Source organism: Streptomyces sp. NBC_00209, assembly GCF_045206345.1.
Classification (GTDB): domain Bacteria; phylum Actinomycetota; class Actinomycetes; order Streptomycetales; family Streptomycetaceae; genus Streptomyces.
The window spans coordinates 6821518-6834587 of the sequence record NZ_CP108121.1 but is presented as its reverse complement, the minus strand read 5'-3'; the positions used below and the strand labels follow the sequence as shown (position 1 = coordinate 6834587).

The 13070-nt window shown below is 73.2% G+C and carries 13 protein-coding genes; 8 read left to right on the top strand and 5 right to left on the bottom strand.

Annotation, left to right across the window (positions count from 1 at the left end; genetic code table 11):
* The first annotated feature begins 42 nt into the window (after positions 1–42).
* Both OG867_RS30915 and OG867_RS30910 read left to right on the top strand, forming a co-directional pair.
* Positions 43–252 (top strand): hypothetical protein, encoded by a 210-nt coding sequence (locus tag OG867_RS30915; protein ID WP_328898679.1) that lies wholly within the window; start codon positions 43–45, stop codon positions 250–252.
* Positions 253–276: 24 nt separating this feature from the next.
* Complete coding sequence (locus OG867_RS30910; protein WP_406290404.1) at positions 277–993, top strand: type 1 glutamine amidotransferase; 717 nt, start codon at positions 277–279, stop codon at positions 991–993.
* Between the two features lie 64 nt (positions 994–1057).
* Here the strand turns inward: OG867_RS30910 and OG867_RS30905 are convergent, their stop codons facing one another.
* On the bottom strand, positions 1058–1846 hold the full coding sequence (locus OG867_RS30905) for a hypothetical protein (protein WP_406290401.1): 789 nt from the start codon (positions 1844–1846) through the stop codon (positions 1058–1060).
* Between the two features lie 223 nt (positions 1847–2069).
* Between OG867_RS30905 and OG867_RS30900 the strand changes: the two genes are divergently transcribed.
* From OG867_RS30900 to OG867_RS30875, 6 genes are all read left to right on the top strand, one after another.
* Positions 2070–3113 (top strand): ABC transporter substrate-binding protein, encoded by a 1044-nt coding sequence (locus tag OG867_RS30900; protein WP_406290399.1) that lies wholly within the window; start codon positions 2070–2072, stop codon positions 3111–3113.
* A 36-nt stretch (positions 3114–3149) separates the two neighbouring features.
* Complete coding sequence (locus OG867_RS30895) at positions 3150–4160, top strand: FecCD family ABC transporter permease (protein ID WP_406290397.1); 1011 nt, start codon at positions 3150–3152, stop codon at positions 4158–4160.
* Positions 4157–5236, top strand: a complete 1080-nt coding sequence (locus tag OG867_RS30890; protein ID WP_406290395.1) for a FecCD family ABC transporter permease — start codon at positions 4157–4159, stop codon at positions 5234–5236. The genes OG867_RS30895 and OG867_RS30890 overlap by 4 nt, the downstream gene beginning before the upstream one ends.
* Entirely contained in the window at positions 5233–6063 is an 831-nt protein-coding gene (locus OG867_RS30885) for an ABC transporter ATP-binding protein (protein ID WP_406290393.1), read from the top strand. Before OG867_RS30890 ends, OG867_RS30885 begins: the two co-directional genes overlap by 4 nt.
* A gap of 151 nt (positions 6064–6214) precedes the next feature.
* A complete protein-coding gene (locus OG867_RS30880; protein ID WP_406290391.1) occupies positions 6215–7135 on the top strand; it encodes an alpha/beta hydrolase in 921 nt (306 codons plus the stop codon).
* A gap of 29 nt (positions 7136–7164) precedes the next feature.
* Positions 7165–7839, top strand: coding sequence for a 4'-phosphopantetheinyl transferase family protein (locus tag OG867_RS30875; RefSeq protein WP_406290389.1), 675 nt, complete (start codon positions 7165–7167; stop codon positions 7837–7839).
* Here the strand turns inward: OG867_RS30875 and OG867_RS30870 are convergent.
* From OG867_RS30870 to OG867_RS30855, 4 genes are read right to left on the bottom strand one after another with little or no spacing between them, the layout of a single operon-like run.
* On the bottom strand, positions 7807–9480 hold the full coding sequence (locus OG867_RS30870; protein ID WP_406290387.1) for a dipeptide ABC transporter ATP-binding protein: 1674 nt from the start codon (positions 9478–9480) through the stop codon (positions 7807–7809). The genes OG867_RS30875 and OG867_RS30870 overlap by 33 nt on opposite strands.
* The gene (locus tag OG867_RS30865; RefSeq protein ID WP_406290385.1) at positions 9477–10388 is read right to left on the bottom strand and encodes an ABC transporter permease; all 912 of its coding nucleotides are present in this window, start codon (positions 10386–10388) and stop codon (positions 9477–9479) included. The genes OG867_RS30870 and OG867_RS30865 overlap by 4 nt, the downstream gene beginning before the upstream one ends.
* The gene (locus OG867_RS30860; RefSeq protein ID WP_406291240.1) at positions 10385–11341 is read right to left on the bottom strand and encodes an ABC transporter permease; all 957 of its coding nucleotides are present in this window, start codon (positions 11339–11341) and stop codon (positions 10385–10387) included. The genes OG867_RS30865 and OG867_RS30860 overlap by 4 nt, the downstream gene beginning before the upstream one ends.
* Positions 11342–11343: 2 nt before the next feature.
* Positions 11344–12975, bottom strand: a complete 1632-nt coding sequence (locus OG867_RS30855; protein ID WP_406290383.1) for an ABC transporter substrate-binding protein — start codon at positions 12973–12975, stop codon at positions 11344–11346.
* Between the last annotated feature and the right edge of the window lie 95 nt (positions 12976–13070).

Here is a 13070-nt window from a genome sequence, read left to right as displayed (position 1 = left end):
TACTGTCGATGACCGGCTCATCCGGAACTGCTGGGAGATCACATGAAGGCTCAGACCTTGTTCTGCTATACGTGCGATTCCCGCGAGATGCACCGGCCCCTCGCGGACGACGAGAAGTCCTGGCTGAGAGGTAAAACGGGGCGCATGAAGGTGGACGAGTTCTTCATGTGCGAGGCGCCGGAGTGCCGCAATGTCCGCAGCGGATACGTCAAGCGCCCGTTCAATCCCGTCATCCGCATCCCGGCGCCCTGACGCCTACGAGGAGGTGGACGCCCTGTGTCCGTCCTGGTCGTACAGAACACCGCACGTGGGGGCCCCGGGCGGCTCGGTGCCTGGCTGAGCGCGGCGGGGCTCGGCCTGCGGGTGCTGCGTCCGTACGCCGGTGAGGCGCTGCCCTCCGCACTCGGTGGCCGCCCGCTCGTCGTGCTCGGCGGCGGATTCCTCCCCGACGACGACGCCCGCGCGCCCTGGCTCGCCGCCACCCGCCGCCTGGTGGGGCAGGCGCTGGCGGACGGCACACCAATGCTGGGGATCTGCCTGGGCGGGCAGATGCTCGCCCAGGTGGCGGGCGGGACGGTGCGTGCCGCGCACGGGGAGCCGGAGTACGGCAGCACGACCATCCGGCTGCGGCCCGAAGCGGCGGACGATCCGCTGTTCTCGGGGTTGGGCGAGACGGTGCCCGCGATCGAACGGCACGTCGACGCGATCACCCGGCTTCCGGCGGGGGCGGTGTGGCTCGCCTCCAGCGACGGCTGCCCGCACCAGGCGTTCCGCGTGGGGAACCGGGCCTGGGGCGTGCAGTTCCACCCCGAGGCGGGGGCCCGGAACATCACCGCGTGGGACCGCGACCGGCTGACCGCACAAGGCTTCGACCGCGACCGGCTCCACGCACAGGCGGTGGCCGACGAGAAGGCGACCGTGGCCGCGTGGTCCGTCTTCGCCGAACGGTTCGCGGGCGCCTGCCGTTCCGTGGGGCCGGCGCGTCAGCCGTAGCGGGAAGCGCCGGTCGGACGACACGGAATCGTGGCGCATGAGCCCGGGAGCACCCGACCGGCGCCTACCGTTCGCTCGCGTAGACGAACGCTTCGCAGTGCTCGTCCACGCCCCTCCCACCGCGCCGGGCCCGCAGCGACAGGTCCGAGGCCAGCCGCCGTGCGAGCTCCTGGGCCTCGCCCTTCGGCACCGAGCCCTCCACGTACTCCAGCAGCGTCCGCAAGGCGCGCAACTCACCTCTGCGTACAGCCACTTCGACGACGTCCTGTTCCGACGCCGTCAGGGCACTCAGCGCGCGCTTCCCGTACGCGTCGGCGCGCCGGCTCGCGAACCGGTGCGCGAAGTCCCACGGCTGGGCCGCGCCGTCGTCCGCGTCGAAGACCGCGAGCCGCTCCAGCAGCGCGTCCGGTTCTGTGTGCGACGTGCGGTAGAAGGGCCGGTCCCCGCTGCCCGCGAAGTCCGGGGCCAGTCGGGCGTCGGAGAAGAACGCGGCGACCCGGCCGGGGTCGGGCGTCAGGCCGCCGCCCATCCAGCGGGCCGACTCGTGCAGGCCCTGGCCCGAGCCCTCGGGTATGCAGAAGAAGCACCAGCCCGACACCCCGCACCACAGAAGCCCCGCGTCCCTGCCCTCGCCGAACTCCGTGCGCCGGAAGCCGCAGGTGAACTCCACGCTTCCTTCCACGTCTGCGCCGAAGTCGTCCTGACCGTCGTCGTCGTAGGCCCCGTACGCCGAGATCCCGGCCACGGGCAGACCTTCGTCGAGGAGTTGGCTCCCGACGGCCGTCATGTAGTGCCCGATGGCGGATTCGAGGTCGTCCCTCACCTGCTGAGCGTCGTCCTGATCGTCAGTCACACCTGTTCTCCCGAATCGGCTCCCCTCGCGGTTCCGCTTCAAAGTCGTTCCCCGAGATCACGTTCGTACACCGGGCCGATGGCCACCGGTCTTCCCCGGCACCGCGCACGCGGTGCACCCGACGCTCGCGAGCGCCCCTGCCCGTGTACACCCCATGGATAACGTTGGCGTAAGGTGAGCCTCACCTAATCATTTAATGGTGAACAAAACGAGGAGCACGTTCATGTCACATCGGCGCCGTGGTACAGCCGCAGTCGCTCTCGCCGTCGCTGCCGCGCTGTCCCTGGCTGCGTGCGGCGCCGACTCCTCCGGGAAGGACGGCGGCTCGTCCTCCCAGGGGTCCAAGGACTCGAAGTCGGTCGCCAAGGGCGGCAAGAACTTCGGCGACGCGGCGGCGAAGACCGCGGCGCTCGGCACGGACGCGAAGCCCGGCCAGTGGCCGCGTACGGTCAAGCACGCCATGGGCAGCACCGAGATCAAGGAGCAGCCGAAGCGCGTGGTCGTGCTCGACGTCGGTGAGCTCGACAACGTCGTGTCGCTCGGCGTGAAGCCGGTCGGTCTCGCGCCGACCGAGGGTTCGCCGGAGCTGCCCTCGTATCTCAAGAAGGACGCGGGCACCCCGAAGAACATCGGCACGATCAACAGCCTCAACCTGGAGGCGATCGCCGCGCTCAAGCCCGACCTGATCCTGGGCAGCCAGCTGCGCGCCGCCAACTCCTACGACGAGCTGTCGAAGATCGCGCCGACCGTCTTCTCCATCCGGCCCGGGTTCACCTGGAAGGAGAACTACCTCCTCAACGCCGCCGCGCTGGACAAGACGGCGCGGGCCGAGGCGAACCTCGCCGCGTACAAGAAGAAGACCAAGGCCCTCGGGGACAAGCTGGGGACGGACAAGCCGACCGTGTCGATGGTCCGCTACCTGCCCGACGGCCTGATCCGGCTCTACGCCAACGACTCCTTCATCGGCACCATCCTCAAGGACGTCGGCATCCCGCGCCCCAAGAACCAGGACATCGCGGACCTGGCGGCCGAGGTGAGCGCCGAGAACATCGACCAGGCCGACGCCGACTTCATCTTCACGGGCGTGTACGGCGATGCCAAGGCGACCGACAAGAGCAAGGCGCAGGCCAACCCGCTCTGGAAGAACCTGAAGGCGGTCAAGGACGGCCACGCCTTCGACGTGCCGGACGAGACCTGGTACCTGGGCCTCGGTGTGACCGCCGCCGACGAGGTCCTCGGCGACCTCGAGAAGTACCTGACGGCCTGAGGGCCGCGGACCGAGAAGAGAGAGTGAGCACGGCGCATGTCGCCAACCGACCTCACCCGCCGACGGGCGGGCTGGCTGCTGGCCGGGGCGGCGATGCTGCTGGTCGCCGTCCTGCTGAGCCTCACCGTCGGCAGCCGCCAGATCGCGCCGGGGGACGCGCTGCAGGCGCTGTTCCACGACGGCGGCAGCGACGACGCCCAAGTGGTACGCGCGCTGCGGGTGCCCCGGACGGTGATCGGTGTGCTCGCGGGCGCCGCGCTCGCTCTCGCGGGAACGGTCATGCAGGGGATCACCCGCAACCCCATCGCTGAACCGGGCATCCTCGGCGTGAGCCAGGGCGCTTCGGTCGGCGTGGTGACCGCGATCGCGTTCTTCGGGGTGCACTCGCTGAACGGCTACGTGTGGTTCGCGTTCGCCGGAGCGGCGCTGGCCGGGGTGGGTGTGTACGCGGTCGCCAGCGGCGGGCGCGGCGGGGCCTCGCCGGTCAAACTCGCCCTGGCGGGGGCCGCGATGAACGCGTTCCTCGCCTCGCTGGTGTCCGGGATCGCCACCACCGACGCGCGGGCCCTGGACGAGTTCCGGTTCTGGCAGGTCGGCTCGATCGGGGGGCGCGACGGCGAGGTGATCGGCCAGGTGTGGCCGTTCGTCCTGGCCGGGATGGTCCTGGTCGCGATGATCGCCCGCGGTCTGGACGCGCTCGCGCTGGGCGACGACGCCGCGCGGAACCTCGGCAACAACGTCGGGCGGCTGCGGGCGCTCGGTGCCCTCGGCGCGCTCGTGCTCACCGGGGCGGCCGTGGCGTCGGTGGGCCCGATCGCCTTCACCGGTCTGGCCGTTCCGCATATCGCCCGCGCGCTGGTGGGCACGGCACACCGCTGGGTGCTGCCGCTGGCGGCCCTGCTGGGTCCGGTGATGATCCTCGGCTCCGACGTGCTCGGACGCGTTCTCTTCCCGCCTTCGGAGGTGCCGGTGGCGGTCATGACCGCCCTGATCGGTGTGCCGTTCCTGGTCGCGCTGGTGCGGCGCCGGAAGGTGGTGGCGGCGTGAGCAACCTCGAAGCCACCGTCACCCCGCGTCTGCGCCCCGCCGGGCATGCCGTGCTGCGGCGCGGGCGGGCGAGTTTCCTCGTACACCGCCGGGCGGCCGTCGTCGCCCTGGTGCTCGCGGTGCTGCTGGCGTGCGCGGTGGTGGCGTATCTGTGCGTCGGCGAATCGTTCGTGGCGCCGTCCGAGGTCGTACGCGTCCTGCTCGGCCGCCCCAGTCCCGACGAACTCGTGGTGGGCACGCTGCGGTTGCCGCGGCTGGTCGTGGGGCTCCTCGCGGGGGTGGCGTTCGGTGTCGCGGGGGCGCTGGTGCAGACCGTCGCCCGCAACCCGCTGGCCAGCCCCGACGTCATCGGCGTCACGCACGGGGCGGGTGCGGCCACGGTGGCCGCACTGAGTTTCAACGCCGTCGCCGCCGACGCGCTGCCCTATGTCTCCGTGGCCGGTGGCCTGGCGGCGGCCCTGCTCGTGTACGTGTGCGCGTGGCGGGGCGGGCTGCACTCCTCCCGCTTCGTCCTGGTCGGCATCGGGGTGTCGGTCGCGCTCGGCTCGCTGACCCAGCTGCTGCTGACCAAGGGCGACTATCTGGTGGCCCAGCAGGCCAAGGTCTGGCTCACCGGCTCGCTCAACAGCCGCGGTTACGAGGAGGCGGGACCGCTCGTCGTCGTCCTGCTCGTCGGCCTGCCGGCGGCCCTGTGGGCGGCGCGGGCCCAGCGCGGCGCGTCGTTCGACGACGACACCGCGACCGCGCTCGGCCTGCGCCTCGGCCGGGTCCGGCTCGGGCTGACCGTGCTCGGGGTGGTCCTGGCGTCGGTGGCGACCGGCGCGGTGGGGCCGGTCGACTTCGTGGCACTGCTCGCCCCGCAGATCGCGCGCCGCCTCACCCGCACCGCGCAGACCCCGCTGCTGTCGTCGGCGCTCGCCGGGGCGCTGATCGTCGTGGTCGCGGACCTGCTGGCCCGCCGCCTGTTCTCCCCGGTCGAGCTGCCGACCGGTGTCCTCACCGCCGTGGTGGGGGCGCCGTACCTGATGTGGCTCATCGTCCGTACCCGTAGCCGATCCGGAGGCATCTCGTCATGAGCCGCCCGTCCGCCAGCCGCCTCTCGGCGCACGACCTGACCCTCGCCTATGAGGACCGCACCGTGGTCGAGGGCCTGGACCTGGAGATACCCGACGCCAGGGTGACCATCGTCGTCGGGCCCAACGCCTGCGGAAAGTCGACGCTCCTGCGGGCGCTCGGCCGTCTCCTCAAGCCGCGCCGCGGTGCCGTACTGCTGGACGGCGCCGAACTGGCCGGCCTCCCCGCCAAGGAGATCGCGCGGACCGTCGGCGTGCTCCCGCAGTCCCCCACGCCGCCCGACGGCATCACCGTCGCCGACCTCGTGGCGCGCGGCCGGCAGCCGCACCAGAAGTGGTGGCAGCAGTGGTCGGAGGCCGACGAGCGCGCCGTGAGCGAGGCGCTGGAGCGTACGAACACGGCGTCCCTCGCCGACCGTCCGGTGGACGAACTCTCCGGGGGTCAGCGCCAGCGCGTGTGGATCGCGATGGCCCTGGCGCAGGACACCGAACTCCTGCTGCTGGACGAGCCCACGACGTATCTGGACGTCGCCCATCAGGTGGAGGTCCTGGACCTGGTGCGCCGTCTCAACCTGGAGCGGGGGCGCACCGTCGTCGCCGTGCTGCACGACCTGAACCAGGCCATCCGCTACGCCGATCACCTCGTCGCGATGAAGGACGGGCGCATCGTGGCGCAGGGGGCGCCGGACGAGGTGGTCACCACGGAGATGGTGCAGGAGGTCTTCGGGCTGTCGTCGGTCATCATCCCGGATCCCCTCACGGGCGGCCGCCTGGTCGTCCCGGGGTACAGCTGGCAGCCGACGGCGGCGGAGAAGACGATCACGCGCTGACCGGGCCGGGACGTCGAAACCCTGACATTCCCCTGACCGGGCGGAGGCGGAGTTCTGCGGGAGTCCTGAACCGGCATGCCTTGTCCCGTCCGTCGGGCGCGCCCGATGCTGGAGAGGAGCCCGCGGTGGACCTCGACCAGAACGGGAACGCATGATGCTGACGACCACGGCACGCCCTGCACCGGAGACCGGCGCCCCCGGCCGTCTGTCGCCAGGGGTCCGCAGGATCACCCTCGACGCGGCGGGCATCCCCCTGTCCGCGCTGCTGAGCGAGCCCCTGGACGGGCGTCCGGCGCGGGCGACCGTCGTCGCCCTGCACGGCGGCGGGATGAGCGCCGGGTACTTCGACGGACAGGCCCATCCGGACGTCTCCCTGCTGACGCTCGGCGCCCGCCTCGGCTGCGCCGTGCTCGCACTGGACCGGCCCGGATACGGCGCGTCGGCCCCGTATCTGCCCGCCGGGCAGTCGTTGCTGGAGCAGGCGGCGACCGTCCGTGCGGCGCTCGCCGACGCCCGGGAACGCCATGTGTCCGCGCCGCTCTTCCTGCTCGCCCACTCCTTCGGCGGCAAGCTCGCCCTCACTCTCGCCGCCGACGCCCCGCCCGGTGCCTACGTCGGCCTGGACGTCTCCGGGTGCGGGCACCGGCCGGCCGCCTCCGCCGGGCCGCTCGGCCGCACCACGGCTGCCGGGCTGCGGCGGCTCAACTGGGGTCCGCTGCGGCTGTATCCGGCCGGGACCTTCCGCGAGAGCGAGGCGGTCGTCGCCCCGATGCCACGACGGGAGGTCGAGTCGGCGGCGGAGTGGGACGCGCTGTCCGCCCGTCTGCTGTCCCGGGTGCGGGTGCCGGTGCGCTTCACCTTCGCCGAGCACGAGGCGTGGTGGCGTCACGACGACGCCGATCTGGCGGACCTCGCCGCGCAGTTCTCGGCGGCGCCCCGGGTGCTGGTCGACCGGCTTCCCGCAGCCGGGCACAACGTCAGCCTGGGTTCCGCCGCGCGGGCGTACCACCTGCGTGCCCTGGCCTTTCTCGACGAGTGCCTCGACGCGGGCGACCGGGCCGCCGCACGGTGACCGCCGCCGCCCCGGCCCGTTCCTCCCGCGTGAGCGTTCCGCCTCGGGTCCGGCTGCGGACGCTGTCGCTGCCCGCCCCGGGTTCGCGGTTCCCCGTCCCTGACTGCCTGGACGAGACCGAGCGGGCCCGTGCCGCCGGTTTCGCCGGCCGGCGCGCCCGGCTCCGCTATGTCACCGCCCATGTCGCGCTGCGCGAGGTCCTCGCCGAGTACACCGGTACGGACGCGGCACGGCTGAGGTTCGGGCGCGAGCGGCCCGGCGGCACGGGCAGCGGTCCGGGAGGGCGGCCGGTGCTGCTCGGCTTCCCGGAGGGGCCGCACTTCTCCCTCTCGCACAGCCACGACCTGATCGTGATCGCCGTCGCCGCCGTGCCTGTGGGCGTCGACGTGCAGCGCGTGCCGCGGACCGGCACGGTCGACGCGCTGCTGCCCCGGCTGCACCCGGCGGAGCGCGAGGGCCTCTTGCGCGTCCCCCGGGCCGCGCGGGCGGCCGCCTTCGCCCGGCTGTGGACGCGGAAGGAGGCGTATCTGAAGGGCCTCGGCACGGGCCTCGCGCGCGGCCTGGCCACCGACTGCCTGCTGGACGGGACGCAGCCGGCCGGCTGGCGCGTCCGCGATCTGGCCGCTCCTCCCGGGTACGCGGCGGCGACCGCCGTCGCGTACCCCGTACCGCTACCCGGCGTCCATCGCCCCGGCACGGCGTGAACCGGCCACCGAGGCGAGCAGTTCCCTCGTGTACGGGTGGGAGGGCTTGGCGAACACCTGCGCCACCGAACCCGATTCGACCAGCCGGCCGCCCCGCATCACGCCGACGTGGTGGGCGATGCCCCGGACCACGGCGAGGTCGTGCGAGATGAACAGGCAGCTCAGCCCCGACTCGTCCTGGAGCTCGGTGAGCAGTTCCAGGATGCGCGCCTGCACCGCGACGTCGAGCGCCGAGACCGGTTCGTCGCACACCACCAGATCCGGTCGCAGCGCCAGCGCGCGGGCGATGGCCACCCGCTGCCGCTGCCCGCCCGACAGCTCCTGCGGTCGCCGCCGGAGGGTACCGGCCGGGAGATGCACGCGGTCCAGGAGGGCCGCCGCCTCCCGGGAGCGCCCGGCCCGGTCGCCCACCCGGTACGCGCGCAGGGGCTCGGTGATGATGTCCCCCACCGTCAGGCGCGGGTCGAGGGAGGCGTAGGGGCTCTGGTAGACGATCTGCATGCGGCGCCGCAGCCGCCGCAGCGCCTCCCCGCGCAGCGAGGTGATGTCCTCGCCGTCGAAGTGGACCGTGCCGGACGTCGGGTCGGCGAGGCGGACCAGCAGCCGGGCGGTGGTGGACTTGCCCGATCCCGACTCCCCGACCAGGGCGAGTGTCTCCCCCCGCCGGATGGTCAGGTCCACCGAGTCGACCGCCCGGACCGGCGCCCGGCCGCGACGGCCCCGGGTGAACTCCTTCACCAGTCCCCGGGCCACGACCAGGTCCGGCGCGGCCCCGGCGGGCCGGACCGGCGGGGTCCTCTCCCGCACCGAGCCGAGACTGGGCGCGGAGCGCAGCAGTTGCCGGGTGACCGTGTGCCGGGGATCGCCCAGCACCTCGCCGACCGTCCCCGATTCGACGATCTCGCCCTGGGACATCACCCCCACACGCTGGGCGCGGTCGGCGGCGACACCCAGATCGTGGGTGATGAGCAGCACCGCCGTGCCCGTGCGGGCGACGAGTTCGTCCACGTGGTCCAGGAGAGCGCGCTGCACGGTGACGTCGAGCGCGCTGGTCGGCTCGTCGGCGATCAGCAGCTTCGGCCGGGCGGCGAGCGCGATCGCGATGAGCGCCCGCTGGCGCATTCCGCCGGACAGTTCGTGGGGGTACTGCCGGGCCCGCAGGTGCGGCTGGGGCAGGCCCGCCTCGGCGAGCAGTTCGACGGCGCGTTCCGCGGCCTCGCGCCGGCCGGAGGCCAGCTTGTGGATCAGGAGCACCTCTCCGATCTGCGGGCCGATGCGGCGCACCGGGTTCAGCGACACCATGGGGTCCTGCGGGACGAAGCCGATGTCCCGGCCGCGGTGGCGGCGCAGCTCCGGTTCGCCGGCCGCGGCGAGGTCGGTCGCGCCGAAGAGGACGCGGCCCGCCGTGACCGTCGCCCCGGGCGGCAGCAGGCCGACGACGGCGTGGGCCGTCGTGGACTTGCCCGAGCCCGACTCCCCGACCAGGGCCACGACTTCGCCCGGTGCGACGGTGAGGGAGACCCCGCGCACCGCGTCCACCCGGCCCGTGCGTGTGCGGTAGGAGATCCTCAGCCCTTCTATGCCGAGCAGGGGGCCGGATTCCCCGGCCCGTCCGGCCGGCGCCGTCAGGGGTTTCGTCATGGGGTGCTCTCCTTCGCCTCGCCGTCGAGGGCGCGGGCGATGCGGTTGGCGGCCAGGACCGTCGCCGCCAGGGCGAGTCCGGGCAGGGTGGTCAGCCACCAGGCGGTGGCCAGGTAGTCACGGCCGCCGGCGACCAGCGACCCCCACTCGGGGGCCGGCGGGCGCGCCCCGTAACCGAGGAACGACAACGACGACACCTGGAGCACGACGCCGCCGAAGTCCACCGCCGCGTAGACGAGGACGGGCCCGGCCGCGTTCGGCAGGACGTGCCGGAGCAGCACCGCGTACCACCGGGTGCCGCTCGCCCGGGCGGCCTCCACGTACGTGGACCGGGCGACCCGCAGGACCTCGGCCCGCATGATCCGGGCGAACATGGCCACGCTCGTCACCCCGACGGCCACGGCGACCTGCACCGTTCCGAAGCCGAGGGCGGTGACCAGGGCGAGCGAGAGCAGCAGTCCCGGCACGGCGAGGAGTACGTCGGTGAGCCGCATCAGCACACTGTCGGCCCACCCGCCGGCCGCACCGGCCACCAGCCCGGTCAGCGACCCCGCCACCAGGCCGACGAAGACGGCGAGCGCCGTCGCCCGCAGGGTGAGGGAGCTGCCGTGCACCAGCCGGGTGAAGAGATCGCGGCCGAGCTGGTCGGTGCCCAGGAGGTGGTCCCCGCCGGGCGGCCGGAGCCGGTCGGCGGGCACCCCGGCCAGCGGATCGCGGCCGGTGAACAGGGCGGGGTGCAGCGCGGCGAGCAGGACCAGGGCGAGGAACACGACGGACAGGACGAGGCCGGGCCGGGCGAGCCAGAACCCGGCGGTCCGGCGCAGCCGCGCGGGCGCCTCGCGCCGCGCGCCGTCGAAGGACGCGGTGACGGGGGCCCCGCCGTCGGGGGACGTACCGAGGGCGCTCACGTGGCCACCGCCGTCGGGCCGGTCGCCGTGAGCCGCGGGTCGAGCACCGGGTGCAGGAGGTCCACGGCCAGGTTCACCAGGACGAACGCGCACGCCCCGAACACCACGAGCCCCTGGACGACGGGAATGTCCTGCGCGGTCACGGCGGTCGCCGTCAGCCGGCCGATCCCGTTGCGGGAGAAGACGGTCTCCACCACCACGGAGCCCGCCAGCACATGGCCGACCAGCACCCCGACGACGGTCAGCGGTGTGAGCGCCGCGTTGCGGGCCGCGTGGGAGAAGTGGACCCGGAGCCGGCTCGCCCCCTTGGCGACGGCCGTGCCGATGTACGGCTCGGCGAGTGCGGTGCGCAGGCTCTTCGCGAAGACCTGGGCGATCAGCGCGGCCGCCGGCAGCGACAGCGTCACCGCCGGCAGCAGCAGCGAGGCGGCGCTCCCGTCCCCGAAGGCCGGTAACAGCCCCCAGCGGAAGGAGAGGAACTGGATGAGCACCAGGCCGACCCAGAAGGTAGGGGCGGCCACCCCCGCCGACGGGAGCGACAGCAGGAACTGCGCCGGCCACCGTCGGCGGGTGTACGTGCCGGCCAGGGCGACCCCGGCCCCCAGCGGCAGGGCCAGGGCCAGCGTGGCCGCCGTGAGCTCCAGCGTCGCGGGAGTCGCGTCCGCGATCATCCTTCCGACCGGTTCGCCGGTGTGGACGGAGGCGCCGAAGTCCCCGTGCAGGGCGTGCCCGAGCCGGGTCGCGTACTGCTCCGCCACCGGCCGGTCGAGACCGTACCGGGTGCGCAGTGACGCGAGTTGTTCCGGGGTCACGGAGGTGCTGTCCCCGCCCCCGGCGGCCATGACGGTCACGGGGTCGCCGGGCAGCAGGTACAGCACGCCGAAGGACAGGGTGTAGGCGGCCCAGAGGACGAACACGGCCTGGGCGAGCCGGCGTACGACGTACGTGGTCATGGTCAGGACAGCCACGCGTCGTGGAACAGCGGGTAGGACGTCGAGTCCAGGGTCAGGCCGTGCACCTTCTCGCCGATTCCGTAGACGCTCGCCATCTCGAACACGGGGATCTGGTAGCCCTGTTCCAGCACCCGGCGCTGCGCGGTCGCGACCAGGGCGGCCCGCTTCTCCGGGTCGCTCGCGGCGGCCTGCGCGTCCAGTGAGCCTTCCAGCCGGGGGTCGTCGATGCGGCCGAGGTTGAGCAGTTTGCCGGAGAACGCGGTGCGCAGGATGTCCGGGTCGTTGCGGGTGCCGTTGCCCCAGGCGAGGTCGTAGTCGCCCGCGCCGCGCGCCTGCTGGTAGTCCGGCAGGGAGAGCAGCGTGAGGGTGAGGCCGATCCCGGTCTTGCGCAGCTGCTGCTGGATCAGTTCCAGAACCGTCTGGTTGGGCCCGAAGTTCGCGCCCAGGATCACCTTCAGGTTCAGCTTCTTGCCGTTCTTCACCCGGATGCCGTCCGGGCCGGGTACCCAGCCGGCCGCGTCGAGCGTCTTCCGGGTCTTCCCGGGGTCGTGGGCGAGCAGCGCGCTGTTGTCGGCGTACGCGCCCGTGCTGCTGGACAGCGCGCTGGTCGCGGGGAGGTAGCTGGGGCTGAGGACGGTCTTCACGACCTCGTCCCGGTCCACGGCCGACTGGAGGGCGCGCCGCACGGCCGGTTCCTTCGTCAGCGGCCGTGCGGTGTTGACGCTGAGCGCGACGGGAACCCCGGGGTTGGGCCGGTCGAGGACGCTCGGCCCTCGCCCGGCGAGGGTCTCCTGGTCCTGCGGCGCGACGCCGGCGATCGCGTCGACCTGTCCGGAGTTCAGGCTCCCGCCGCGTACACCGGCCTCGGGGACGACTCTGAAGGTGAGCTTGTCCAGATAGGCGGCTCCGGAGTGCTTCCAGAGCGGGGAGCCCCATGTGTAGCCGTCGCGCCTGGTCAGTTCCACCGAGGTGTTCGGGGTGTAGCCGTCGAGGGTGAACGGCCCGGAGCCGATCAGTTTCGCGGTGCAGCGCCGGTCTGCGGGGAGTTTCAGGCTCGCGGGGGCGAGGAGCCCCAGGGTCGCTGTCGAAGTCGCCTGGAGGAACTGCTCGTTGGGTCCCTTGAAGGTGACCTTGGCCGTGTACCGGTCGACGACCTCGGTGCTGCGGTAGCCCTGGAGGTAGCCGGCGCCCAGCATCGACTTGGCGCCCAGGGCGGCGACGGCGTCCAGGTTGGCCTTGACCGCCTTGGCGTCGAGCGGGGTGCCGTCGGCGAAGGTGACGTCCGTGCGCAGGCTGAAGGTGAACTGCGAGGCGTCGGACGATACCTGCCACGAGCGCGCGATCCACGGCACGATCTGGCCGGTCTTCGGGTCCTGGTCGGTGAGCGAGTCCACGAAGGCGCGGGCCCCGTACAGGGCGTCGGTGGTCGTGGCCTGGTGCGGGTCGACGCAGCCGGGGTCGGCCGCCATCGCGAACCTGAGGTGGCCGCCGGACCGCGGCGTGGACGCCGCCCGGCCGGAGGACCCGGACGCTCCGGAGCAGGCCGTCGCGGTGAGCGAGAGGACGAGCGCGGCGGCGAGGGCGGCCGTCGGGGGGCTCGTGAAGAGGCGCGAGGGCGTGGGACGTCTGGACATGAAGGTACGACTCCGGGTGAGCGAGAGTGGACGTGAGGAGGGGCACGGGCGCGTCGCGGGCCCGCGTCGTGGGACACGCGTGCCCGTACGTCGTG

What these genes read in the sequence shown, in the direction of transcription:
- OG867_RS30915 (WP_328898679.1), top strand. Translation starts at nt 43, where the DNA reads ATGAAGGCTCAGACCTTGTTCTGCTATACGTGCGATTCCCGCGAGATG.
- OG867_RS30895 (WP_406290397.1), top strand. Translation starts at nt 3,150, where the DNA reads ATGTCGCCAACCGACCTCACCCGCCGACGGGCGGGCTGGCTGCTGGCC.
- OG867_RS30900 (WP_406290399.1), top strand. Translation starts at nt 2,070, where the DNA reads ATGTCACATCGGCGCCGTGGTACAGCCGCAGTCGCTCTCGCCGTCGCT.
- OG867_RS30860 (WP_406291240.1), bottom strand. Translation starts at nt 11,341, where the DNA reads ATGACCACGTACGTCGTACGCCGGCTCGCCCAGGCCGTGTTCGTCCTC.
- OG867_RS30880 (WP_406290391.1), top strand. Translation starts at nt 6,215, where the DNA reads ATGATGCTGACGACCACGGCACGCCCTGCACCGGAGACCGGCGCCCCC.
- OG867_RS30885 (WP_406290393.1), top strand. Translation starts at nt 5,233, where the DNA reads ATGAGCCGCCCGTCCGCCAGCCGCCTCTCGGCGCACGACCTGACCCTC.
- OG867_RS30870 (WP_406290387.1), bottom strand. Translation starts at nt 9,480, where the DNA reads ATGACGAAACCCCTGACGGCGCCGGCCGGACGGGCCGGGGAATCCGGC.
- OG867_RS30855 (WP_406290383.1), bottom strand. Translation starts at nt 12,975, where the DNA reads ATGTCCAGACGTCCCACGCCCTCGCGCCTCTTCACGAGCCCCCCGACG.